Source organism: Pseudomonas sp. FP2338, assembly GCF_030687515.1.
Classification (GTDB): Bacteria; Pseudomonadota; Gammaproteobacteria; order Pseudomonadales; family Pseudomonadaceae; genus Aquipseudomonas; species Aquipseudomonas salomonii.
Genome location: NZ_CP117436.1, coordinates 3918055 through 3943131, shown reverse-complemented (window position 1 = coordinate 3943131; position 25077 = coordinate 3918055). Strand labels below are relative to the sequence as shown.

At 61.2% G+C, this 25077-nt stretch carries 19 protein-coding genes; 8 read left to right on the top strand and 11 right to left on the bottom strand.

The annotated features are described in order from the left end of the window. The first annotated feature begins 87 nt into the window (after positions 1 to 87). Both PSH96_RS17765 and PSH96_RS17760 read left to right on the top strand, forming a co-directional pair. Positions 88 to 1170 carry a catalase family peroxidase gene (locus tag PSH96_RS17765; RefSeq protein WP_305454129.1) on the top strand — a complete coding sequence of 361 codons (1083 nt, stop codon included), beginning with the start codon at positions 88 to 90 and terminating at the stop codon, positions 1168 to 1170. Beyond that, complete coding sequence (locus PSH96_RS17760) at positions 1167 to 1706, top strand: cytochrome b (protein ID WP_065931077.1); 540 nt, start codon at positions 1167 to 1169, stop codon at positions 1704 to 1706. The genes PSH96_RS17765 and PSH96_RS17760 overlap by 4 nt, the downstream gene beginning before the upstream one ends. Positions 1707 to 1724: 18 nt before the next feature. Here PSH96_RS17760 and PSH96_RS17755 read toward each other — a convergent pair whose 3' ends face one another. Together PSH96_RS17755 and PSH96_RS17750 are read right to left on the bottom strand one after the other, a co-directional pair. Beyond that, positions 1725 to 2876 (bottom strand): M14-type cytosolic carboxypeptidase, encoded by a 1152-nt coding sequence (locus PSH96_RS17755; RefSeq protein ID WP_305454128.1) that lies wholly within the window; start codon positions 2874 to 2876, stop codon positions 1725 to 1727. A 467-nt stretch (positions 2877 to 3343) separates the two neighbouring features. After that, positions 3344 to 3694 carry a DUF3077 domain-containing protein gene (locus tag PSH96_RS17750; protein WP_305454127.1) on the bottom strand — a complete coding sequence of 117 codons (351 nt, stop codon included), beginning with the start codon at positions 3692 to 3694 and terminating at the stop codon, positions 3344 to 3346. A 130-nt stretch (positions 3695 to 3824) separates the two neighbouring features. Between PSH96_RS17750 and PSH96_RS17745 the strand changes: the two genes are divergently transcribed. After that, positions 3825 to 4460 carry a LexA family transcriptional regulator gene (locus tag PSH96_RS17745; RefSeq protein ID WP_305454125.1) on the top strand — a complete coding sequence of 212 codons (636 nt, stop codon included), beginning with the start codon at positions 3825 to 3827 and terminating at the stop codon, positions 4458 to 4460. On the opposite strand, the gene PSH96_RS17740 is transcribed toward PSH96_RS17745, so the two are convergent. From PSH96_RS17740 to PSH96_RS17725, 4 genes are read right to left on the bottom strand one after another with little or no spacing between them, the layout of a single operon-like run. Continuing rightward, on the bottom strand, positions 4457 to 6382 hold the full coding sequence (locus tag PSH96_RS17740) for an acetyl/propionyl/methylcrotonyl-CoA carboxylase subunit alpha (RefSeq protein WP_305454124.1): 1926 nt from the start codon (positions 6380 to 6382) through the stop codon (positions 4457 to 4459). The genes PSH96_RS17745 and PSH96_RS17740 overlap by 4 nt on opposite strands. Then, the gene (locus PSH96_RS17735; protein WP_305454123.1) at positions 6379 to 7185 is read right to left on the bottom strand and encodes a gamma-carboxygeranoyl-CoA hydratase; all 807 of its coding nucleotides are present in this window, start codon (positions 7183 to 7185) and stop codon (positions 6379 to 6381) included. Before PSH96_RS17735 ends, PSH96_RS17740 begins: the two co-directional genes overlap by 4 nt. 15 nt (positions 7186 to 7200) lie before the next feature. Beyond that, positions 7201 to 8808, bottom strand: coding sequence for a carboxyl transferase domain-containing protein (locus PSH96_RS17730; RefSeq protein ID WP_305454122.1), 1608 nt, complete (start codon positions 8806 to 8808; stop codon positions 7201 to 7203). 11 nt (positions 8809 to 8819) lie between these two features. Further along, complete coding sequence (locus PSH96_RS17725) at positions 8820 to 9983, bottom strand: isovaleryl-CoA dehydrogenase (RefSeq protein ID WP_065931071.1); 1164 nt, start codon at positions 9981 to 9983, stop codon at positions 8820 to 8822. A 149-nt stretch (positions 9984 to 10132) separates the two neighbouring features. Between PSH96_RS17725 and PSH96_RS17720 the strand changes: the two genes are divergently transcribed. After that, positions 10133 to 11770: an AMP-binding protein gene (locus tag PSH96_RS17720; protein WP_305454121.1), complete on the top strand. Its 1638-nt coding sequence runs from the start codon at positions 10133 to 10135 to the stop codon at positions 11768 to 11770. A gap of 686 nt (positions 11771 to 12456) precedes the next feature. Here the strand turns inward: PSH96_RS17720 and PSH96_RS17715 are convergent. The 3 genes from PSH96_RS17715 to PSH96_RS17705 form a co-directional block, all read right to left on the bottom strand. After that, complete coding sequence (locus tag PSH96_RS17715; protein WP_305454120.1) at positions 12457 to 13356, bottom strand: hydroxymethylglutaryl-CoA lyase; 900 nt, start codon at positions 13354 to 13356, stop codon at positions 12457 to 12459. Positions 13357 to 13373: 17 nt separating this feature from the next. Further along, positions 13374 to 13766: a MerR family DNA-binding transcriptional regulator gene (locus tag PSH96_RS17710; protein WP_058420934.1), complete on the bottom strand. Its 393-nt coding sequence runs from the start codon at positions 13764 to 13766 to the stop codon at positions 13374 to 13376. Between the two features lie 184 nt (positions 13767 to 13950). After that, positions 13951 to 14886, bottom strand: a complete 936-nt coding sequence (locus PSH96_RS17705; RefSeq protein ID WP_017136514.1) for a LysR family transcriptional regulator — start codon at positions 14884 to 14886, stop codon at positions 13951 to 13953. 166 nt (positions 14887 to 15052) lie between these two features. Here PSH96_RS17705 and PSH96_RS17700 point away from each other — a divergent pair, with 166 nt between their 5' ends. Further along, positions 15053 to 16282: an acyl-CoA dehydrogenase gene (locus PSH96_RS17700; protein WP_285679391.1), complete on the top strand. Its 1230-nt coding sequence runs from the start codon at positions 15053 to 15055 to the stop codon at positions 16280 to 16282. Between the two features lie 114 nt (positions 16283 to 16396). Here the strand turns inward: PSH96_RS17700 and PSH96_RS17695 are convergent, their stop codons facing one another. Together PSH96_RS17695 and xthA are read right to left on the bottom strand one after the other, a co-directional pair. Continuing rightward, positions 16397 to 17725 (bottom strand): phosphate ABC transporter substrate-binding/OmpA family protein, encoded by a 1329-nt coding sequence (locus PSH96_RS17695; protein ID WP_305454119.1) that lies wholly within the window; start codon positions 17723 to 17725, stop codon positions 16397 to 16399. Positions 17726 to 17861: 136 nt separating this feature from the next. After that, positions 17862 to 18674, bottom strand: a complete 813-nt coding sequence (gene xthA, locus PSH96_RS17690) for an exodeoxyribonuclease III (RefSeq protein WP_069788271.1) — start codon at positions 18672 to 18674, stop codon at positions 17862 to 17864. Positions 18675 to 18842: 168 nt separating this feature from the next. Between xthA and PSH96_RS17685 the strand changes: the two genes are divergently transcribed. The 3 genes from PSH96_RS17685 to PSH96_RS17675 all read left to right on the top strand — a co-directional run bounded on the left by PSH96_RS17685 (position 18843) and on the right by PSH96_RS17675 (position 24967). Then, complete coding sequence (locus PSH96_RS17685; protein ID WP_138814865.1) at positions 18843 to 19493, top strand: N-acetyltransferase; 651 nt, start codon at positions 18843 to 18845, stop codon at positions 19491 to 19493. A gap of 63 nt (positions 19494 to 19556) precedes the next feature. Continuing rightward, entirely contained in the window at positions 19557 to 21284 is a 1728-nt protein-coding gene (locus PSH96_RS17680; protein WP_305454115.1) for an autotransporter assembly complex family protein, read from the top strand. Then, positions 21284 to 24967 carry a translocation/assembly module TamB domain-containing protein gene (locus PSH96_RS17675; protein ID WP_305454114.1) on the top strand — a complete coding sequence of 1228 codons (3684 nt, stop codon included), beginning with the start codon at positions 21284 to 21286 and terminating at the stop codon, positions 24965 to 24967. Before PSH96_RS17680 ends, PSH96_RS17675 begins: the two co-directional genes overlap by 1 nt. Positions 24968 to 25077: the final 110 nt, after the last annotated feature.

The window sequence follows — 25077 nt, the reverse complement described above, 5'->3', positions numbered from 1 at the left end:
AAAAAACTACAGTGAAAAGGGAATAGACCTAGGTGGGACTCGTCTCATAGTTCACTTTCCTTGCGGCCCCGTGCCCTGGAGTTTTTCATGGTAGATCACTCATCGCCGCCACGTGCGCCCCTCAGCACCCTCAGTTTGCTCATCAGGCTGGCGTGTATTGGTGCGGTCGTGGCGGTTGCTGCCGGGGCATTTGCCTACGTCAATGGCACGCTAGACCCACAGCGCCTGCGCCCCAAAACCCTGGTCAATGCCCTGGAAACCAATAACGGCGTGCACCCAGGGTTTCGGCGTAACCATGCCAAAGGCGTGTGTGTGGCCGGTTACTTCGAGAGCAGCCCCGAGGCGCGCACGTACTCGAATGCCCAAGTGTTCAGCGAAGCGAAGACCCCGGTGATCGGCCGGTTCGCCTTGCCCAGCGGCAACCCCTACGCGCCGGACAGCAGTGTGCCGATCCGCAGTTTCGCCTTGCAGTTCAGCCAGGCCAACGGCCAGCAATGGCGCACAGGGATGAACAGCATGCCGGTGTTCCCGGTGGGCACGCCTGAGGCGTTTTACCAGATGCTCAAGGCCGGTGCGCCCGACCCGGCCACCGGCAAACCGAACCCGGCCAGCATGCCGGCGTTTTTTGCCGCGCACCCGGAGACAGCGCCGTTCCTGGCCTGGGTCAAGACTGCCAAGCCATCGGCCAGTTACGCGACTGAAACCTACAACGGCATCAATGCCTTTTACCTGGTAACCGCCGATGGCCAGCGCCAAGCGGTACGTTGGGGCGTGGTGCCACAGAGCCAGGATGCGGCGGGTGACACCGCGCCATCCGGCGCTGATTTTCTCGAAAAAGACCTGGTGCAGCGCCTGGCTTCCGGGCCGTTGCGTTGGCAGCTGAACATCACCCTGGCCAACCCGGGTGATCCGCTGGACGATGCCAGCAAAGCCTGGACCGGCGAACACAAAGTGCTCAACGCCGGCACGTTGGTGCTGCAAAGCAGCCAACCGCAGGCTGACGGTGATTGCCGCGATATCAACTATGACCCGCTGATTTTGCCCAGCGGTATCCAGGCCTCCAACGACCCGCTGCTGGCTGCACGTTCGGCAGCCTATGCCAGTTCCTACGTACGCCGCGCCGGCGAAGTCAGCCCGCTGCACAGTGCCCCTCAGGAGTCGAAACCATGAATGCCCAACCACGGTTTTTTGCGCCTCTGGCTCGCCTGCTGCATTGGCTGATGGCGCTGATGATCATCGCCATGTTGTTCATCGGCGCGGGCATGGCGGCGTCGGTGTCGGAGCGTCACGAGTGGCTGATTCATCTGCACAAACCACTGGGTATCGCGATTCTGGCGTTGGTGATCGTGCGACTGGTGGTGCGCTTTTGCACCCGGCAACCGCCGTTGCCTGCTGACCTGCCACTGTGGCAAGTGCTGGCCGCCAAGGCGTCCCATGTTGTGTTATATGCGTTGATGCTGGTGCTGCCGCTGCTTGGCTGGGCCATGATTTCGGCGGCCGGTGACCCGGTGATGCTCAGCAGTTCGGTGCAATTGCCAGCACTGGTCGCGGCCAATGCACCGTTGTTTGCAGTGCTGCGCAAGGCCCATGGCTACCTGGCCTACCTGTTGTTCCTGACGGTGCTGTTGCACCTGGCGGCGGCGCTGTTCCACGGGCTGATTCGGCGCGACGGTGTGCTGCAAAGCATGACCGGCACCAAAGGCTGATGCCGGGGGCAGGGCGGGTCAGCGCAGGGTGGTGACGATATCGGCCACGCTGCTCAACACGTCCTTGCCCAGTTGTTTGGAGCGCTCACCGGACCAACCGGTTTTCGGGTTGGGTGCGTCGTCGTTGTCCTTGAAGGGCATCTCCAGGGTCAACGACAGGCAGTCGTACTGCTGGCCAACGGCATTGCAGGCCAGGGTCATGTTGGCTTCGCCCGGCAGGTCGCGGGTGTAGCCGTGGGTGGTCTGGAAGTCGCGGGTCAGGGCGCTCAAGTGCCTGCGGAAGTGTTTTTCCAGCGCTTCGATACGCGGGGTGTAACCGGGGTTGCCTTCGCAGCCGGCAGTGAAGACGTAGGGGATTTCTTCGTCGCCATGGATGTCGAGAAACAGGTCGACGCCGTATTTTTCCATCTGTTGCTGGGCGAACAGCACTTCCGGGCTGAGCGCCTCGCTGGCGTTCTGCCAGGCACGGTTGAGGTCCTGGCCCATGGCGTTGGTGCGCAGGTGCCCGTGAAAGGCGCCATCGGGGTTCATGTTGGGGATCAGGTACAGGTCGGCGACGGCCAGGAGTTTTTTCAGCTCAGCATCACCGTCCTGTTGCAAGCGCTCGATGACGCCTTCCATAAACCATTCAGCCATGTGTTCGCCGGGATGCTGCTGGGCGATGATCCACACCTTGCGCTGGCCTTCGCCCCCATTGCCACGGCGCAGCAGCTGGATATCACGGCCCTCGGCGCTTTTGCCGGTGGCGAGCAGCTGGGTGCCGGCGCGGCTCAAGGCCTGTTCGATCAGCCAGTCGTGACGCTTACGGCTGTAGGGTTCAAAGTAGGCGAACCAGGCTTGCTTCTCGCGGGTCTCCAGGCTGATATGCAATGTATCGCCATCAAAGCGCGTGGGCACACGGAACCAGTTGACGTGGTCGTAGGACGCCACGGCGTTGTAGCCGCTCCAAGCGTTTTTGTACGACGAATGGCCAGCGTTGCTTAGCCTAAAGGTGTGGGTGTGGCCCACATGCATGCCTTCGGCCTTGAAATGAAACCATTGGAAATGTGCGCTGCGGGTATCGGGTTTGATCGCCAGCAACAACTGGTAAGCGTCGCTGGCATCCAGGACCTGGATGTTGCCGCTGTCGAAATCGGTGCTGATCTTGATGGAGGTCAAGGCCACTGTCATGGTCTGGCTGCCTGCGTATGATTGTTGTGGCGGATATCTTACACAGGAGTGAGGCAAAATCTTGCTGCAAAATTGTTGCACGGGGGGAGGGGGCGTCGTCCTTGACGCAGCAGCAGCTTAGGATCTATGAGATTGATTCTCAAGCGCTATTTCGCAAAGATCCGGGCTAGAGCGTTCTATCGGCTTTCTTTTGGCGATGCTCTTTTGCTACCATGCGCGCCATCAAGCAACACACAGTCTTCATTAGCCTGAAGCCACGCCAGAAAAAACTGGCAAAAAAAAGACCCGGCCAAAGAGCCGGGTCAAAAACCGTGATTAGCCTGATGAGGAGATATTCCAAGAGTCCGACCTAAGGTCCCTTGGTCTATCGACTGATCTCGCGATCAGCTGGGTCCAATAATAATCATTATCATTTGCAAGTCAAATGTTTTTATCCGTGGGATAGAAATATTTTTCTTGCGTGCCTGTCAGGCGTTTGCCTGCGCAACGGGCACCTGCAATGCCTGCTCCACCATCGCCTTGGCCATGTCAATCAAATACACCACCGAAAATGCCAGGTCCCGCTGGTTGCCTTGCCGGCTGCTTGCCGATTCATAGGCGGCGGCCGCCGCACTGCGCAGCAGGTCCGATGCGTGGACCAGGGCGTCTTCCTGGCTGATGCCGGGCCTGATGTCGAAAAAAGCGACGTCAGGCGTGGGCGCCGACACATCTTCTTTCAAGTAATAGTCGAGTGCCCGTTGTGCGGCGCCGCTGCTGCGCAGGGTCAGCAGTTCGTCGGTTTCGGGCGTGCAAGGCAGGTGATTCGGGAGCGTCATCATGAGGGCGATTACTCTGGCTGGACGTTGAAAACCTGCACCCGATAGTAATACGAATCGTATTTATGTCATTTGATGGATTACTACAAACTGTTTATTGTCGTGACCACTGCGCACCGTATGGTCAGGCCCCATGGATAACTGGATAGCGTTGGTCAAAGCCAACATGAAAGACCGCAAGGTCACGCAGGATGAACTGGCCGAACGCTTGGGCATGTCCCAGGGCGGCGTCGGTCATTGGCTCAACAAGCGCCGCGTGCCAAGCCTGGCGGACATGAACCGAGTGCTGGCCGAGCTGGGGCTGGGCTACCTGGAAGTCGCCCTGGAGATTCGCGAAAAAGCCGGCGAAGTACCGGCCCTGGAACAACACTACAACCCCTACTTCCGCTACCCGGTCAACGACTGGAAAAGCCTCTGCGAAACCCGCGAAGAGCGCGCCACCTACGGCGCGCCACGTTTTGAACTGACCGATTACCACGCCCAGGGTGACGCCTTCTGGCTGCCCGTGACGGGCGATGCCATGACCGCCCCCAGTGGCTTGAGCATCGGTGCGGGCATGATGATCCTGGTGGACCCGGCCATCGAGCCCGAACCGGGCAAGTTGGTGGTCGCCCAGTGGGCCGACAGCCCCCAGGCAACCTTTCGCCAATTGATGGAAGAGAGCGGCCAGCGTTACCTGGTACCGCTCAATCCCACGTATCCCAAGCAGCTGTTCACCGCCGCTTGCCGAATCCTCGGGGTCGTGGTGCAAGCCACGGCGAAGTTTTAGTCCGTGGTTTCAAGCTCCACCAGGGCGCTGCCTTCGGCGGCCATTTCGCCTTCCTGACAAAACAGTGCCTTGACCACCCCGGCGTGGGGCGCGCGGATACTGTGCTCCATCTTCATGGCCTCCAGCACCACCAGCTGCGTGCCAGCCTCCACGTGTTGACCGACTTCCACCAGCACCCGCACGATGCTGCCGTTCATCGGCGCTGTGAGGCCACCCTGATGAGCCTGGTTGGCCTCGACTGCAGCAATCGGGTCATACAAGCTGACGGCCTGTATCTGGCCGTCCCAGCGCAGATACAGGATGCCTTCGTTGCGTATCGCCAGATGAGCGCGGCGCACGCCATGGTGTTCAAGCAGCAATTGTTCGCCACGCAACTGCGCGACGCCGTCCTGCAATGTCACCAGCCGGTCCTGCCCGGCGCAGCTTAAATGCAACGATATTTGCGCGGGCAACCCGGCACGAAAACCTCGGGTATCCGCCCACGGGCCATCACCGGCGGGCAGGCTCTGCATAAACGCCGCCCCGGCCGCCTGCCAGAACTCATCGCTCAAAGCACCCGGTGCGGGCAGCAGCTCATCCTGATAGCGCGGAATAAACCCGGTATCGAGTTCGGCCGCCGCAAACGCCGGATGGCCGATGATGCGCCGCAAAAAGCCGAGGTTGGTCTTGAGCCCGCCGATTGCAAACTCGTCCAGCATGCTCACTAAGCGCAGGCGCGCCTGTTCGCGGTCTTCGCCCCAGGCAATCAGCTTGCCGAGCATCGGGTCATAGAAGGGCGAAACGTTGTCGCCTTGTGCGACCCCGCTGTCGACCCGACGGCCCGGCCCCGGTGCAGACTCGCGGTACAGCGCCAGGTGCCCGGTGGCCGGCAGGAAATCATTGGCCGGGTCTTCGGCATACAAGCGCACTTCAATCGCATGCCCCACCAACGGCACCTGGTCCTGAGTGAGCGGCAGGGGCTCACCCTGAGCCACACGAATCTGCCAGGCCACCAGATCAAGGCCGGTAATCGCCTCGGTCACCGGATGCTCCACCTGCAGCCGCGTGTTCATCTCCATGAAGAAGAACTCGCCACGCGCGTCCAGCAAAAACTCCACGGTGCCGGCGCCCACATAGCCGATCGCCTGGGCCGCACGCACGGCCGCCTCACCCATGGCCTTACGCTGCTCGGCGCTCAAGCCCGGTGCGGGGGCTTCTTCCACCACCTTTTGATGGCGACGTTGAATGGAGCAGTCGCGCTCATTGAGGTACAGGCAATGGCCGTGCTGGTCGGCAAACACCTGAATCTCCACGTGGCGCGGCTTGAGCAGGTATTTCTCCACCAGCATTTGCCCATTGCCGAAGGACGACAACGCTTCACGCTGGGCCGAGGCCAGGGCATCGGCCAACTGGCTGACGTCCTCGACCACTTTCATGCCCTTGCCGCCGCCGCCTGCCGTAGCCTTGAGCAGCACCGGGTAACCGATACGTTCGCAGGCATCGCGAAAGGTTTCCAGGTCCTGGGCCGCGCCGTGATAACCCGGCACCAGCGGCACCCCAGCCGTTTCCATCAACGCCTTGGCCGCTGATTTGCTGCCCATGGCATCGATGGCCGAGGCGGGCGGGCCGAGGAAGATCAAGCCGGCGGCTTCGATTGCGCGGGCGAAGCCGGCGTTCTCCGACAGAAAGCCGTAACCCGGATGAATCGCCTGGGCGCCACTGGCGTGGGCGGCGGCGATCAGTTTGTCGATTTGCAGGTAACTGTCGGTGGCCTTGCTGCCACCCAGGTCGACCCGAATATCCGCCTCGCGGCTATGGCGTGCATCGCGGTCGGTGGCGCTGTGGACTGCCACGGTGGTCAACCCCATGGCTTTGGCGGTGCGCATCACCCGGCAGGCGATTTCGCCGCGGTTGGCCACCAGCACAGTGGTCAGTGTGCTCATGAACGTGGCTCCTGCACTTGCCAGCTGGGCGGGCGTTTTTGCAGGAACGCGCGCAAGCCTTCCTGGCCCTCGGCGCTCACGCGAATCCGCGCAATGGCATTTTCGCAATACCGACGCAGCGCCGGGGTGAGGGCACCGTTGCCGACTTCGCGCAGCAAATCCTTGCTGGCGCGCATGGCTGCCGGGCTGTTTTGCAACAGGTTGGCGATCCACAGTTGCACTTGCGTATCCAATTCGGTGGCCGGGTAACTTTCCGCCAGCAGGCCGATGTCGCGCGCACGCTGGCCGCCAAAACGCTCGGCCGTCAGCGCATAACGCCGCGCGGCACGCTCGCCGATGGCCTGCACCACGAATGGGCTGATCACCGCCGGTGCCAGGCCGATGCGCACTTCCGACAGGCAGAACTGCGCGTCATCCGCGCCAATCGCCATGTCGCAGCAGCTGATCAAGCCCAGCGCGCCGCCGTACGCCGCGCCTTGTACCACCGCCAGGGTGGGGATTTTCAGCTTGGCCAGGTTGTACATCAACTCGGCCAGTTCGCGGGCGTCGTCCAGGTTGGTGTGGTAATCCAGCTCGGCCGATTGCTGCATCCAGGCCAGGTCCGCGCCGGCGCTGAAGTGCTTGCCACGTGCGCGCAGCACTAAAAAACGTAGGGACGCATCGGCCTGCACCTGGTCGAGGGCGATGATCAATTCGCGGATCATCTGCGCATTGAACGCGTTGTTCTTGGCTTCACGACTGAGCCACAGCGTGGCAAAACCACGGCTGTCGGTAACCAGTTCGAGGGTGTTGAAATCGCTCATGGGGTACGGCTCCATTTACATGCGGAACACGCCGAAGCGGCTCGGCTCGATGGGGGCATTCAGCGCGGCGGACACCGCCAGCGCCAGCACGTCACGGGTCTGCTGCGGGTCAATCACACCGTCGTCCCACAAGCGTGCGCTGGAGTAGTAGGGGTGGCCCTGGGTTTCGTACTGGTCGAGAATCGGCTGCTTGATCGCGGCTTCTTCTTCAGCGCTGAACGCATTGCCCGCGCGCTCGGCCTGTTCACGCTTGACCTGCACCAGCACGCCGGCGGCCTGTTCGGCACCCATCACGCCGATGCGTGCATTCGGCCACATCCACAAAAAGCGCGGGTCATAGGCGCGGCCGCACATGCCGTAGTTACCGGCACCAAAGCTGCCGCCGATGATCACCGTGAACTTGGGTACCTTGGCGCAAGCCACCGCCGTGACCAGCTTGGCGCCGTGCTTGGCGATGCCACCGGCTTCGTACTTCTGGCCGACCATGAAACCGGTGATGTTCTGCAAAAACAGCAACGGAATGCCGCGCTGGCAGGCCAGTTCGATAAAGTGCGCGCCTTTTTGCGCGGCTTCTGCGAACAGAATGCCGTTGTTGGCCAGGATCGCGATCGGGTAGCCGTGCAAGTGTGCGAATCCACACACCAGCGTGGTGCCGAACAGCGCCTTGAACTCATCGAACACCGAGCCATCCACCAGCCGCGCGATGACTTCGCGCACATCAAATGGCTGCTTGGCATCAGCCGGGATTACGCCGTACAACTCTTCGCTGCTGTACAACGGCGCCACGGGCGGGCGTTGCACTAACTCACCCTGCTTGCGCCAATTGAGGTTGGCCACGCTGCGTCGGGCCAGGGCCAGCGCATGTTCGTCGCTGTCGGCATAGTGGTCGGCCACGCCGGAGATCTTGCAATGCACATCGGCACCGCCCAGGTCTTCGGCACTGACCACTTCACCGGTCGCAGCTTTTACCAGCGGCGGCCCGGCGAGGAAGATGGTGGCTTGCTGGCGCACCATGATCGCTTCGTCGGCCATGGCGGGTACGTAGGCGCCACCGGCGGTGCAAGAGCCCATCACCACGGCGATTTGCGGGATGCCCTGGGCGCTCATGTTGGCCTGGTTGAAGAAGATCCGCCCGAAATGCTCGCGGTCAGGGAATACTTCGTCCTGACGCGGCAGGTTGGCGCCACCGGAGTCCACCAGGTAAATGCACGGCAGACGGTTTTGCTCGGCAATGGTCTGGGCACGCAGGTGTTTTTTTACCGTGAGCGGGTAGTACGAGCCGCCTTTGACCGTGGCGTCGTTGGCGACGATCATGCATTCCACGCCTTCCACACGGCCGATCCCGGCGATCACGCCGGCCGCCGGCACGTCTTCGCCGTACACCTGATGTGCCGCCAACTGGCTGAGTTCCAGGAACGGTGAGCCAGGGTCGAGCAAGCGGTTGATACGCTCACGGGGCAGCAGTTTGCCGCGCGAGGTGTGCCGCTCCTGAGCCTTGGCGCCGCCGCCTTGCTGCACATGGGCGAGCAAGGTGTGCAGGGCGTCGACCTGTTGGCGCATCGCCGCGCTGTTGTCGGCGAACTCCGCTGAACGCGGGTTGAGTTGGGTGTGCAAGATGGCCATGGGGCGCTCCTTCAGCGGGTTTCGTTGAAGAGTTCGCGACCGATCAGCATCCGGCGAATCTCACTGGTGCCGGCGCCGATTTCGTACAGTTTGGCGTCACGCAGCAGGCGCCCGGCGGGGAATTCATTGATGTAGCCATTGCCGCCGAGAATCTGGATCGCGTCCAGGGCCATTTGCGTGGCGCGCTCGGCACTGTAGAGGATCACGCCGGCGGCGTCCTTGCGCGTGGTTTCGCCGCGCTCGCAAGCCTGGGCCACCGCATAGAGGTAGGCGCGGCTGGCGTTGAGCTGGGTGTACATGTCGGCGACCTTGCCCTGGATCAGCTGGAATTCGCCGATGCTCTGGCCGAACTGCTTGCGGTCGTGGATGTAGGGCACGATCAGGTCCATGCACGCTTGCATGATCCCGGTCGGGCCGCCCGAGAGCACCACGCGCTCGTAGTCCAGGCCGCTCATCAGCACTTTGACGCCGCCATTGAGCACACCGAGGATGTTTTCTTCGGGCACCTCGACGTCATCGAAAAACAGTTCGCAGGTGTTGGAGCCGCGCATGCCCAGCTTGTCGAACTTGTTGCTGCGGCTGAAGCCTTTCGAGTCGCGTTCGACGATAAACGCGGTAATGCCGTGGGGACCTTTTTCCAGGTCGGTCTTGGCGTAGATCACGTAGGTGTTGGCGTCGGGGCCGTTGGTGATCCAGGTCTTGCTGCCGTTGAGCACGTAGTGGTCGCCGCGCTTGTCGGCGCGCAGTTTCATCGAGACCACGTCGGAGCCGGCATTCGGCTCGCTCATGGCCAGGGCGCCGATGTGCTCGCCGCTGATCAGCTTGGGCAGGTACTTGAGTTTTTGCTCGTGATTGCCGTTGCGGTTGATCTGGTTCACGCACAGGTTGGAGTGCGCGCCGTAGGACAGTGCCACCGACGCCGAACCACGGCTGATTTCTTCCATGCTCACCACGTGCGCCAGGTAACCCAGGCCGGCGCCGCCGTACTCTTCCGGCACGGTGATGCCCAAGAGGCCCATGTCCCCGAACTTGCGCCACAGGTCGGCGGGGAACAGGTTGTCGATGTCGATCTGGGCCGCGCGCGGCGCGATCTCCTTGGCCACGAACGACTGCACCTGGTCGCGCAGCATGTCGATGGTTTCACCGAGGGCGAAGTTCAGGGACGGGTAACTCATGGACAGGCACCTTAATGTGAGCTTTGTTGTTGTGTGGGCGAGGCGCGGGGGAGGGCGCTCACCTTTACGTTAACGTAAGCTTGCGTTACGACGCTGTCAATCGTAGTTTACGTTTACGTCAACCTACAAAAAAGACAACAGGGGTCGTTATGGATCAAGCGCATCCGAGCTACAGCCGTGGCTCTCAGGACAAGACCTTGCTGGCCATGACCATCGGCCAGGCTTTCGATCACACCGTCGCGCACTACCCCGATGGCGAAGCCTTGGTGGTGAGCCATCAGCAGCGCCGCTACACCTGGCGGGCGTTGGCCGAGACGGTGGATTTGCACGCCCGCGCATTCATGGCTTTGGGCATGCAAACCGGCGATCGCCTGGGCATCTGGGCGCCGAATTGTGCCGAGTGGTGCATCACCCAAATCGCCAGCGCCAAGCTCGGAGTGATCCTGGTCAATATCAACCCGGCCTACCGCAGCAGCGAATTGGACTACGTACTCAAACAGTCCGGGTGCGCATGGGTGGTGTGTGCCGGTTCGTTCAAAAGCTCCGATTACCACGCCATGTTGCAGGAACTGCAGCCCGACGTGCGCGGCCTCATCAGCCTGGACCCCAGCCCGCCCACGGGATTTATGCCCTGGTCGCAGCTGGCGGCCCTCGGCGCCGGCATCCCGCCCGAGCAGCTTGATAGTCGCCAGGCGAGCCTGCACTTCGATCAAGCCGTCAACATCCAGTACACCTCCGGCACCACCGGCTTCCCCAAGGGCGCGACCCTCAGTCACCACAACATCCTCAATAACGGTTACATGGTCGGCGAAAGCCTGGGCCTTACCGCACAGGACCGCCTGGTAATCCCGGTGCCGCTGTATCACTGCTTCGGCATGGTCATGGGCAATCTCGGCTGCATCACCCACGGCACCACCATGATTTACCCCAATGACGGTTTCGACCCGCTGCTGACGCTCACAGCTGTCGCGCAAGAACGCGCCACCGGCCTGTACGGCGTACCGACCATGTTTATTGCGCTGCTGGATCACCCGCGCCGAGGCGAGTTCGACCTGGCCACCCTGCGCACCGGCATCATGGCCGGCGCCACGTGCCCCATCGAAGTGATGCGCCGGGTCATCAGCGAGTTGCACATGGGCGAAGTGCAGATTGCCTACGGCATGACCGAAACCAGCCCGGTGTCGTTGCAGACCGGCGCCGATGACGACCTGGAGCGGCGCGTCACCACCGTTGGCCGCACCCAGCCCCAGCTTGAAAACAAAATCATCGATGAGGCCGGCAACACCGTGCCCCGTGGCCAGATCGGCGAACTCTGCACCCGTGGCTACAGCGTGATGCTGGGCTACTGGAACAACCCCGAAGGCACCCGCGACGCCATCGACGATGCCGGCTGGATGCACACCGGTGACCTTGCGACCATGGATGAGCACGGCTACGTGTGTATCGCCGGGCGCAACAAGGACATGATCATTCGCGGCGGCGAGAACGTGTACCCGCGTGAACTGGAGGAGTTTTTCTTCACCCACCCGGCGGTGGCCGATGTGCAGATCATTGGCATCCCGGATGCGCGTTATGGCGAAGAGATTGTCGCCTGGGTCAAATTCCACCCCGGCCATGTCGCTAACGAGCTGGAATTGCAAACCTGGTGCAAGGGCCGTATTGCGCACTTCAAGACGCCCAAGCACTTCAAGTTCGTGGATGAGTTTCCGATGACGGTGACGGGCAAGATCCAGAAGTTTCGCATGCGCGAAATTTCGATCGAGGAGTTGCGAACCCAATCCAACTGACAGCACAGACTCATGTGGGAGCTGGCTTGCCTGCGATGCAAACACCTCGGTGTGTAAGGCACACCGAGTGGATGCCATCGCAGCGGTGCGACGATTCGACAAGCCAGCTCCCACAGTTTGAATAGTGAACGTCAGGTAAATAGCTGAAACACAGAAAGCACAAAGGGGACCCGAAGGTCCCCTTTAATTTGTCGTTGCGTGCTCTTTTTTTATTATTGAGGGGCGGTCTATTGTTGTTTTTGGCAACCGTTACCCTTTACCGCTGTTTTTTGCGACCCCCATCCGGGATCAAGAGCAAACGTATTTTTTTGAACGCTGATCTGCTTCTTCGTATTGATCCAACCAGTGGCAGCTACCTGAGGTAGTTTTATTTTTCTCTAACCGGTTGCGGGTTGCGGCAAGCCGTCCCTGCGAAGCACATCTTCTTCAAAAAAATCTGTTAGCTGCGTCTCTGCCGTGTTGTTTTTGTTATGTCAGAGTCGTTTCGTCTTATTTTTATTAGGTTTGGCGCTTTTTATTCTTGTTATGCCATAGAGATAGCAGGAGCCGTGCCAACTTTTAAAAGTCATTTAAAATCAATGGTTTGATTTTTGTGTAGGGTTTTTCCTACGGCAAATACGGCGAAATATGTTCCCGTGTTACTCGATGTGTAGCCGTGCGGTAACACATTGTCACGGCTAAGCTACTCAACCGGCGTAACGTGCCTTGGCGACTCGTGAGCCCGTCGCTCGACCCAGCACGTTACTGATCTGCTGGCCCGCACCAATCAACGCTTCCAGGTCGATACCGGTGTCGATACCCAGGCCATTGAGCAGGTACACCACGTCTTCGGTAGCGACGTTACCGCTGGCGCCCTTGGCGTAAGGGCAGCCGCCGAGGCCCGCAATAGAGCTGTCGAATACATGGATGCCTTCGAGCAGGCTGGCGTAGATATTCGCGATCGCCTGGCCATAGGTGTCATGGAAATGCCCGGCCAGGTTGTCCCGTGGCACCTGCGCCCCGACCACTTCGAACAACCGTCGTGTGGCGCCTGCCGTACCGGTGCCGATGGTGTCGCCCAGCGACACTTCATAACAGCCCATGGCATACAACTCGCGTGCTACTGCCGCCACTTGTTCAGGCGCAATCTGACCTTCGTAAGGGCAACCCAACACACACGACACATAGCCGCGCACGCTGATGCCGTGCTGCCTGGCAGCGGCCATGATCGGTGCAAAGCGCTCCAGGCTGTCGCTGATGGAGCAGTTGATATTGCGCTGGGAAAACGCCTCGGATGCCGCCGCAAACACCGCGACCTCCTTCACGCCGGCCGCCAGCGCATCTTCAAAGCCACGCAGGTTGGGCGCCAGCGCGCCGTAGGTCACGCCGGGCTTGCGCTGGATCTGCGCAAACACCTCGGCGGAACCGGCCATCTGCGGCACCCATTTGGGCGAGACAAAACTGCCGACTTCGATATAGCTCAAGCCGGCTGCGCTGAGCGCGTCCACCAGTTGAACCTTGTCGGCCACGCTGATCGGTTGGGCTTCGTTCTGCAAACCGTCGCGCGGGCCGACTTCCACCAGGCGCACAAAAGAGGGGAGAGACATGGGCAGCTACCTTGTGTTTATGGGCCAACCGGGTTCATGGTCTGCGCCAGCGCCTGGGTGCAGCGCTCTTCGGCGGTGTCCAGTTCCAGCTTCATCTGTTCGATATCGAGCATCTGTTGCTCAAGCTGCTCACGGCGCTCGGCGATTTTCGCCAGCATGCTGTTGAGCTGGATGTGGTTGCCGCTGCTGGGGTCGTAGAGTTCGATCAGCTCACGGCATTCAGCCAGGGAGAAGCCGATGCGCTTGCCACGCAGGATCAACTTGAGACTGACCTTGTCGCGCGCCGAGTAGATGCGCTCCTGGCCCCGGCGCTCCGGGGCCAGCAGGCCTTGCTCTTCGTAGAAACGAATGGCGCGGGTGGTGATGTCGAGCTCGCGGGCGAGGTCGGAGATGCTGTAGGTCGTGCTCATGGCGGCGCTCAAGAAGGTCTTGGCGCTAAGCTAAAGGCAGGTTGACGTTTACGTCAAGCAAATAGCCTGCATGGACTCACACCCTGTGGCGAGGGAGCTTGCTCCCGCTGGGCCGCGAAGCGGCCCCAAAAGCTGGGCCTGCTGCGCAGGCCAACGGGAGCAAGCGCCCTCGCCACAGGGGCGGTCAGGCTTGCTTGCCATCCAGCTTCTTTTCGTGCGCAGTGACTTGCTGGCACAGCTCGATCATCTGCTCGCGCATCCAGCGGTTCGCCGGGTCCTGGTCGGTGCTTTCGTGCCAGTACAGGTGGGTTTCCACCGGCGGCACATCGTTGACCGGCAGGTTGAACCAATGCAGCTCATGGCGTCGGGCAAAGCGTTCGGGCACGGTCATTACCATGTCGGTCTGCTGCAACACTTGCGAGGCCATCAGGTAATGCTGGGAACGCAGGGCGATCTTGCGCTGGATGCCCATCTTGCCCAGTGCCAGGTCAACGTGGCCCAGGCCGTTGCGACGGCTGGAGATATGGATGTGGGTCAGCGACAAGTAGTCATCCAGTGTGAACTTGTCCTTGCCCGCCATCGGATGGCCCTTGCGCATCGCGCACACGTAGCGGTCTTCCATCAGCTTGACGTGGCGCACTTGCGGGTCGGTGTTGAGCGGTGCATCGACGGCAAAGTCCAGGCGCCCGGCGGCCAGTTCCTTGGTGGTTTCGCGGCGCTTGGACAAGAAACTTTCGATCACCACGGTCGGCGCCAGGCGGCGCAGGCGCTGGAACAACAGCGGCAGAATCACCGCTTCGGTGAGGTCGGTCATGCTGATGCGATAAGTCTTGGCCGCCTGCTGAGGGTTGAAAATCCGGCTTTCCTGCACCGACACCCGCAGCAACGACAACGCGTTGCGTACCGGCCCGATGATGTTCTGCGCCATCGGCGTGGGCACCATGCCCTGGGCGGTACGCACGAACAGCGGGTCGTTGAAGGTCTCGCGCAGGCGGGCCAGGGCGTTGGACACCGCCGGCTGGGTGATGCCGACGATCTGCCCGGCGCGGGTCAGGTTGGCTTCGGTGTAGATCGCGTCGAAGACGATAAACAGGTTGAGGTCGACCTTGCTCAGATTCATGTCGTTGCGCTCTTATTTTCAGGTGGCGATTTATCAGGTGTTCATGCGCCGATCATATATCGGTGATGAATGTTAATACACGCCGAGAATAGGCTAGGTAAATTATCAGCGCTGTTCTAGCATCGATTGCATGACCTAAACAACCTCTCAGAGAAGGGAGCTGCTCATGGATTTCGCCTATTCGCCCAAGGTTCAGGAACTGCGTGAACGCGTCACCGCGTTCATGGACGCTTACGTTTACCCGGCCGAGCCGGTGTTCGAACGCCAGGTCAGCGAAGGCGACCGCTGGCAGCCCACCGCGATCATGGAAGAGCTCAAGGCCCGGGCCAAAGCCGAAGGCCTGTGGAACCTGTTCCTGCCCGAATCCGAGCTGGGTGCCGGCCTGACCAACCTCGAATATGCGCCACTGGCCGAAATCATGGGCCGCTCGCTGTTAGGCCCGGAGCCGTTCAACTGCTCCGCCCCTGACACCGGCAACATGGAAGTGCTGGTGCGCTACGCCAACGAAGAACAGAAGCAACGCTGGCTCGAACCACTGCTGCGCGGCGAGATCCGCTCGGCGTTCGCCATGACCGAACCGGACGTGGCCTCATCCGACGCCACCAACATGGCCGCCCGCGCCGAGCGTCAAGGCGATGAATGGGTGATCAATGGCAAGAAGTGGTGGACCTCCGGCGCCTGCGACCCGCGCTGCAAGATCCTGATCTTCATGGGCCTGAGCAACCCGGATGCACCGCGCCACCAGCAGCACTCGATGATCCTGGTGCCGGTAGACACCCCAGGGGTAAAAATCGTGCGCCCGCTGCCGGTGTTCGGCTATGACGACGCCCCCCACGGCCACGCCGAAGTACTGTTCGACAACGTGCGTGTGCCGTATGAAAACGTACTCTTGGGTGAAGGCCGCGGCTTCGAAATCGCCCAGGGCCGCCTTGGCCCAGGCCGCATCCACCACTGCATGCGCTCCGTCGGCATGGCCGAGCGCGCGCTGGAACTGATGTGCAAACGCTCCGTCAGCCGCACCGCGTTCGGCAAGCCATTGGCGCGCCTGGGTGGCAATATCGACAAGATCGCCGACTCACGCATGGAAATCGACATGGCGCGCCTGCTGACCCTGAAAGCGGCGTACATGATGGACACCGTGGGTAACAAAGTCGCGAAAAGCGAAATCGCGCAGATCAAGGTCGTTGCGCCGAACGTGGCCTTGAAGGTGATTGACCGTGCGATCCAGATCCATGGTGGCGCGGGGGTTTCCAACGACTTCCCGCTGGCCTATATGTACGCCATGCAACGCACCCTGCGCCTGGCCGATGGCCCGGATGAAGTGCACCGCGCGGCGATTGGCAAGTTTGAGATCGGCAAATATGTGCCTAAAGAGCTGATGCGCGGCGGGCAGTAACACCGAGGCGCCTGCATCGCAGGCAAGCCAGCTCCCACACTGGAATGCATTCCAAAGGTGGGAGCCGGGCTTGCCCGCGATGAGGTCAGTGTTTACAACAAAAAACCCGAGGGGTCAGTACACCCAAACCTCCACCCGCCGATTCTTGATCCGCCCCTCATCCGCCGTATTCGCCGCCACCGGCATCTGCGCGCCAAAACCGCGAATGTCCCGCAGCACCACGCCGCTCTTGACCAACTCCCGGCGCACCGCCATCGCCCGCAACTTCGACAACAGCGCCGCCCGCTGCGGGTCATTCTTGGCATCGCCAAACCCCACCAGCGTCACCTGCTTGTCGAGCTTGCCGTGGCTTTTTATATACGCCACCACCCGCTGCAAGTCCTGGCGCGCCTTGTTGTCCAGGCTGGCGCTGCCTTCCTCGAAGCGAAAATTCACACTCAAACGCTGGGCTTCACGCACGATGGTTTGATAGTCCTCGGGCATCGACGCCCGTGGCTCCACGGCAATCGCCTGCACCTGCTGGGCGATAAAGCCATTGGTAGCCACAATCGCCTGGCCTTTGCCACTCTGGGTAAAGTCCACCAGGGCTTTGGCCCACGGGTTGCGGTTCGAGGGCGGCAGGTAAAAATACAAGCGGCGTGACAGCGGGTAATCCTCGGTGGCAATCAGGCTGGTCACCGGCAACATCGGCTGTGAGTCACCGTCGACAATCGCCAGCGCCTTGGCCTGGCGCACATACGGCAGGCCGATAAAACCAATGCCTTGCGGATCATGGCTCACCGCATCGGACAACGCCTCGCTGGACTCGAAACGCGTTGCCGTCGCGGCCAGCGGTTTGCCGCGCCGGTTCAGTACCAGTTCTTTAAAGGTGTCATAGGTGCCGGACTGATCATCCCGGGCGTACAGATGAATGGCGCCGCCGACGCCGCCGACATCCTCCCAGTGGCTGATTTCACCGTTGAAAATCTGCGCCAGCTGCTCGGTGTTCAAGGTATTGAGCGGGTTGTGCGGGTTGAGAATAATGGCCAGGCCGTCGATGGCGATTACCTGTTCGGCTTCCGGGCTTTTCAGGTCGCCCAGGGGTTCAAGGTCCACCAGCTCGCTGTCCTTGATCGGACGTGAGGAGGCCGCAAGGTCCGCGTAGGTTTTTTTCAATGCGCTGAAGCCGGTGCTGGAGCCGTGGGCCGCGACTTCGACCGTGACGGTTTTGCCCTGACGCGTCTTGCCGATCACCCGTTGTTCATTGGCGCCATCGCCGGGCTTGCTGTGCACTGCCTGCAAGCCCTGGTGCTCCAGCATGCCCTTGACCAACGCAGGCCCCAGCGCCGCACCAATGGTATTGGAACCCTGGATGCGCAGGGCGGGGCCTTGGTCGGGAACGGGGAGGGCAGCGGCGACAGCGTAGAGCGGCAGTATCAACAGGAACAGAACGCGCAGCATCATGCCGGCACCTTCTTAAGCCAAAGGGAGTGCCGCCAGATTAAGTCAGTGGGGTTTCAAAAATATGACTGGCACACAGCAAGTCAAAATGTGGGAGCTGGCAAGCCAGCTCCCACATTGAAGTACACAAACCTTGAAGTCAGCTCAACTCAAGCCAGATCGGCGCATGGTCCGACGGTTTTTCCAGCCCACGCAAGTCGTAATCCACGCCAGCATCCTTGACCCGCGGCACCAGGCCGTTTGACGCCAGGATCACGTCAATGCGCAGCCCACGCTTGGGCTCATCTTCAAACCCACGGCTGCGGTAGTCGAACCAGCTGAAGCGGTCGGCCACGTCCGGGTTCAAGTGGCGGAAGCTGTCGACCAGGCCCCAGTTCTTCAAACGGGCCATCCACTCACGCTCTTCCGGCAGGAAGCTGCACTTGCCGGTTTTGAGCCAGCGCTTGGCATTGTCGGCGCCGATGCCGATGTCGATATCTTCCGGGGAAATATTGATGTCGCCCATCACCACCAGCGGCTGGTCATTGCTGAACTGGCTTTCCAGCAGTTGCTGCAAATCTTCGTAGAAGCGTTGTTTGGCCGGGAACTTGGTCGGGTGGTCGCGGCTTTCGCCCTGGGGGAAATAGCCGTTCATCACGGTGATCGACTGGCCATGCTCGTCGGCAAAAGTGCCCCAGATAAAGCGCCGCTGGGCGTCTTCTTCGTCGCTGGCAAACCCTTTGTGCAGGCTCAACGCCGGCTTGCGCGACAGCAGGGCCACGCCGTAATGGCCTTTTTGCCCGTGGTAGTACACGTGATAGCCAAGGGCCTGCACTTCGGCCAGCGGAAACTGGTCATCGTGCACCTTGGTTTCCTGCAGGCCGATCACGTCGGGTTGATGCTTTTCAATCAGCGCCGCCAGCTGATGGGGGCGGGCGCGCAGCCCGTTGATATTGAAGGAGACGATTTTCATGGTCGGCAGTCCAGTCTGGCAAAAGGGCGATGCTAGCCGACAAGTCCGGCGGGGGCCAGCGTGGCGGTAGGGCGCATGCACTGCTAATGTCTGGGAACGACTGGTGCTGCACAGGTTCGTACCCATAAGAACGCCATCGTTTGAGTGGCGCCCAGGGAGATTGACTGTATGCCGGACACTGCCACTGCCATTGCCGAAATTCGCCTGCTCAACAGCGGCTATTCCCGCGAGGCCCGTTCCTTGTTGTATCAGGCTTATCGGCATGAACCGACCTTTGCCTACATCTTCGAAGCTGAGCGCTCGGGGTACGAACAGCGCGTGCGTGCCACGGTGCGTGAGCTGGTCAAGCAGCATTTTTTCCAGAAGCTGCCCGCCATCGGCCTGTTCGTCAACGACCGGCTGATCGGCATCGCCCTGATTGCGCCACCGCAACGGCGCCTGGGGATCACCGAGAGCTGGGCCTGGCAGTTGCGTATGTGGTTGAGCACCGGCGTACGCGGCACTCGGCGTTACCTGGATTACCATTACGCGGTGCTGGCGTGCCTGCCGAACGAGTCGGTGCATGTGTTGCCGCTGCTGGGTATTCACCCGCAGTTCCAGGGCAAACACTACGGCGAACAACTGTTGCAGGCGGTGCACAACTGGTGCGCCGAGGACCCGCATTCATCGGGTGTGGTGCTCGATACCGGCAACTCGCGTTATCTGGATTTCTACAAGCGCCAGGGCTATGAAGAAATCGGTGAGGTCGCCGTAGGACCTGTCCTGGAACATGTGTTTTTTCATCCCAACCCCCAGGCGTTACATGCTGCAACGGCTTAAGACAGAATTATTCAGACAATTCCGGGTTCAAAGTGTCTCCCCAGCTGTGTAGCATCCGCGCCTATGAAGCTCCCAGGAAGATTTACCAGCGGCTTGGTTCTGCTGTTCACAAGCTGTGGCGTATTTGCGCAAAGCGAATTGGACGTGCGCATCAAGCCATCAAACGACGCGTTGAAAACCAACATCGAAGGCTATATCGGCGGGGTTGGCGATCGTGATGAAGAAGCCTTGCTGCGGTTCAGCCGTGGCGCCGAGGAGCAGGCCCGCAAGGCGGCCCAGGCGCTGGGCTTTTATCAGCCGCAGATCTCCAGTGAGGTGAAGGGCGGCAAGAACCCGCGCCTGACCCTCACCATCGACCCCGGCGAGCCGGTGCATTTGCGCAACGTGACCATTCGGGTCGACGGCCAGGCCGCGAGCCTCAAGGCATTTCGCGTGCCCGCCAGCGACGACCTCAAATCCGGCGCCGTGCTCAACCACGGCAACTACGAAGACGCCAAGCGTCTGATCCAGAACCAGGCGTCACGCTACGGCTTTTTCAATGGGCGTTTCAGCAGCCAGAAGCTGCTGGTGGACCCGCAAGCCGGTGTCGCCGATATCGAACTCATCTACGACAGCGGCCCGCGCTACACCTTGGGCAAGGTCGGTTTTACCGGCGACACGCCATTCGATGAAGACTTGCTGCAGCGCATGGTGCCGTTCAAAAGCGGCACGCCGTATGACTCCGAATTGATCGCCGAACTCAATCAGAACCTGCAATCGAGCGGCTTCTTCGAAGGCGTGCGCGTGGACGCCAGCCCAACCGCCTCCACCAACGATGTGATCCCGGTGGCGGTCCAGCTCGATACCCGCAAGCCACGCACCATGGGCCTGGGCCTCGGTTACTCGACCGACGTCGGCCCGCGCGGCAAAGCCAACTGGACCCGCCATTGGGTCAACCCGCAGGGCCACAGCTATGGCTGGGAGGCCGAACTGTCGGCGCCACGCCAGAACGTCGGCCTGTGGTACGACATTCCCCTCGACCCGCCGCTGACCGACAAGCTGCGCTTCGCCGGCGGTTACCAGAACGAAGAAATCGCCAACACCGACAGCCTGAGTAAATTGCTCACCCTCGGCCCGGAATGGCACAGCAAGCTGCCCAGCGGCTGGACGCGGGTCATCTCGCTCAAGTACCAGCGTGAAGAATACCGCCTGGGCAATGACTCGGGCTTGAGCAACCTGGTGATGCCGGGCATCAACTATTCCTACCTGCGCAGCGATAACCGCATCGACCCGCACAATGGCTATCGCCTGATGTTCGACGCCAAGGTCGCCAAGGAAGGGCTCGGCTCCGACACCAACTTGCTTTACGGCACCGCCACCATCAAGGGCCTGACCACCTTGTGGGACAACCACCGTTTCCTCGGCCGTGCGCAGTTCGGCGGCAGTGCCACCAACGGCTACAAGTCGGTGCCGCCGTCGCTGCGCTTCTTTGCCGGTGGTGACCAGAGCGTGCGCGGCTACGAGTACCAGACGCTGTCGCCCGAGAACGATCGCGGTGACCGCATCGGCGGGCGTTACATGGTGGCCTTGAGCGCCGAATATCAATATTCCATCGCCGAAAAATGGCGCATCGCGACCTTTATCGACCAAGGCAACTCCTTCAACACCCTGGAAATGCCCAGCCTGAAAACCGGCGTGGGCGTGGGTGTGCGCTGGGTGTCGCCTGTGGGGCCGATTCGCCTTGACCTGGCCCATGCCCTCGAAGATCCGGGCGGCATTCGTTTGCACTTTTCCATGGGGCCTGAGCTGTGATGCGTGGTTTGAAAATAGCGGGGCTGGCCATTGTGGCGATCCTCATGCTGGTGCTGTTGGCGCTGTGGACGGTGCTCGGTACTCAAGCAGGCAGCCGTTGGGCCTTGAGCCAGGTGCCGGGGTTGAGCGTGGAGAACTTCCAGGGACGCCTGGGCGGCCAATGGAGCGCCGATCATCTGCTATGGCAGCAGGACGCGAGTCGGGTAGAACTTAATGCGCCGAAGCTTGATTGGTCACCGGGCTGCCTGTTGCGCATGACCCTGTGTATCAACCAACTGGACGTGGAGCAGGTCAGCCTGCAATTCCCGCCAAGCAACGAACCGAGCAGTGGCCCGATCACGTTGCCGGATCTCAAGTTGCCGGTTGCCATCCAGTTGGGCGACGTTCGCGTCGGCAGCCTGCTGTTTAACGGCAGCGAAGAGCTCAAGGGCCTGCAACTGGCGGCGCACTGGACGGCCGCCGGTATGCAGATCGACTCGGTGCACCTGCAACGCGATGACCTGGTGCTGGACCTCAACGGCCTGCTGCAACCCAGCGGCGACTGGCCACTGAGCGCCACCGGCAGCCTGAGCCTGCCCTATGCGCCCGGCGGCGCGCCGTGGAAAGTTGCGATCAAGGTGGACGGCGACCTGCTCAAGACCCTCAAGCTCGATGCTGACAGCAGCGGCTACTTGCCCGCCAAGCTCAGCGGCGAGCTGCAACCTTTGGTGGAGAACCTGCCCGCGCAGTTGCACATCACGGCGGATGGCTTCAAACCCAGCGCCGATTTGCCCGACACCTTGCAGCTCAATCAGTTGGACCTGACCGCCCAGGGCGACCTGAGCAGTGGCTACCAGCTGCTCGGCCGGGCCGTACTGCCCGCAGAAAAAGGCCCGGTGGCCTTGCTGCTACAGGGCAAGGTCGACGCCAAGGGCGCACAGATCGCCGGCCTCGACCTGACTGCCGGCGACCAGCAAAGCCTCAAGCTCAGCGCCAACCTGGACTGGCAGCAAGGCTTCAGTGCCGACGCGAAAATCAACTGGCTGGATTTCCCCTGGCATCGTCTCTATCCGTTAATCGACGAGCCGCAGGTCGCCTTGCGTACGTTCAACGGTGAAGTTTCCTATAAAGACGGCAACTACCTCGGCAATCTAAAAGCTGACCTCGACGGGCCAGCGGGTAAATTCAATCTGGTCACGCCGTTCAGCGGCGACCTCAAGCAAGTCTTCCTGCCCGAGCTGAAACTGACCGCCGGGCAAGGCAAGGCCGAAGGCCACCTGAACCTGCAATTTGCCGACGGCATTGCCTGGGACACGGCGCTGGACTTGTCGGCGTTGAACCCTGCGTACTGGGTTGCTGAGTTGCCGGGCACCTTGGCCGGGCCGTTGCGCAGCAAAGGCGAGTTCAAAAACGAGCAGCTTAAACTCAATGCCGACCTCGACCTCAAGGGCCATTTGCGCGGCCAGACCGCCGTGCTGGCGGCCAAGGCCGAAGGCGCGGGCGAGCAGTGGACCCTGGCCAACCTGGATATCCGCCTGGGCGACAACCGCATCAATGGCAGTGGCAGTTTGCAGCAACGCTTGGCCGGGCAAATCGACATCAAACTGGCGCGCCTGGCCCAACTGTGGCCGCAGTTGCGCGGGCAGATCAACGGCCGCATGGAGGTGGCCGGTACGCTGAAGGCGCCGCAAGGCAAGCTCGACCTCAAAGGCCAGCAACTGGCGTTTGCGGATAATAAACTGCAAAGCCTCACCCTCGATGCGGCCCTCGACAACGCCCAGCGCGCGAAGATCGACCTCAAGGGCAGCGGCATTCAAGCCGGTGAAACCCAGGTCGGCACCCTGACCGCCAGCGCCCAGGGCGACATCAAGAGCCAGAAGGTGCAACTCGACCTGGCTGGGCCGCTGGTCAAACTTGCCCTGGCCCTGGATGGCAACCTCGACAAAGGCAATTGGCGTGGGCGCCTGGCCAGTGGTGATGTGCAGGCCGGCGGCCAGGATTGGAAGCTGCAAGCTCCGGCGAAAATCGAACGCCTGGCCGACGGCAAGCTGACCTTTGCCGCGCATTGCTGGGTGTCTGGCGGTTCCAGTTTGTGCGGTGAAGACCAGCGTCTGATGCCCGAGCCCAAGCTGCGCTACCACCTCAAGCAATTCCCGATCGACAGCCTGGCGGCCTTCTTGCCCAAGGATTTCGCCTGGCAGGGCAAGCTCAACGCCGATGTGCAACTCGACCTGCCCAGCAGTGGCCCTAAAGGCGTGGTCGCGGTGGATGCCAGCGGCGGAACCTTGCGCGTGAAGGACAAGAACCAATGGGTGGATTTCCCCTACGACACCCTGAAACTGGAAACCACCCTCAACCCCAAGCGTATCGACACGCAGCTGAATTTTCGCGGTGGCAAGCTCGGCGAGTTGCTGTTGCAGGCGCAGATCAACCCGTTGCCCAAGGACAAGCCGATCACCGGCACGTTCAGCCTCACCGGCCTGGACCTCGCCGTGGCGCGACCCTTTGTACCAATGGTGGAAACCCTCAATGGCAAGCTCAACGGTAACGGCCGTATCTCGGGCGGGTTGTTGGCACCACAGGTCAACGGCAATGTGAACCTGGTCGACGGCGAAATTTCCGGGCCTGAGCTGCCGATGAGCCTCGAGGGCTTGAACGTGCAGGCGCTGATCGCCGGCGAAAGTGTGCAGCTCAACGGTGGCTGGCGCAGCGGCAAAGACGGGCAGGGCAGCCTCAAGGGCCATGTCGGCTGGGGCCAGGCCCTGGCGGTGGACCTGAGCCTGCAAGGCTCGAAATTGCCGGTCACGGTTGAGCCCTATGCCAAGCTGGAAGTGGCGCCGGATCTTAAGATCAGCCTCAAGAACGACAAGTTGGCGATTGCCGGCAAGGTGCACATCCCGCGCGGTGATATCACCGTGCGCGAACTGCCGCCGTCGACGGTCAAGGTCTCCGATGACACGGTGATCGTCGGCAGCCAGACCGAGGAGGGCAAGCCCCCGATGGCGATGGCCATGGACATCGACGTCGAGGTGGGTGAAGACCAGCTTAACTTTGCCGGCTTTGGGCTGACTGCCAAGGTTCAGGGGCATGTGCATATTGGCGACAACATGGACACCCGTGGCGAGCTGTGGCTCAACGACGGGCGTTACCGTGCCTACGGCCAGCGCCTCAATGTGCGGCGTGCGCGGCTGTTGTTTGCCGGTCCCTTGGATCAGCCGTTCCTGGATATCGAAGCGACACGGGTTGTCGTTGAGGACTCAAGGACTGTGACTGCCGGTATTCGGCTGAGCGGCAGCGCCGAGCAGCCGACGACGCAGATTTTCTCCGAGCCGTCGATGCCTCAGGAAGATGCGTTGTCGTACCTGGTACTGGGGCGTTCGCGCAACAACACGGGTGAAGACAACAATATGCTCGCTGAGGCTGCCTTGGGCCTGGGGCTTATGGGCAGTGCGGGGGTGACTTCGGATATTGCCAACAAGCTGGGGATTCAGGATTTCGACCTTGATACCCAGGGCACCGGGAACAAGACCGCAGTGGTGGCCAGCGGCAAAATTACCGAGAAACTCAGTCTGCGTTATGGGGTTGGGGTGTTTGAGCCGGCTAATACCATTGCTTTGCGTTACTTGCTGAGCAAGAAGGTGTATCTGGAAGTGGCCAGTGGCGTGGCGAGTTCGTTGGATATCTTCTACAAGCGGGATTTCTAAAGCCCGGACGCGTTAACCATGTGGGAGCTGGGTTGCCTGCTGTGGCGGTCTTTTGGTGGTGTACATATCCGTTGCTGCGGTAACGGCTGATTATGGTTCCGCCCTTACGG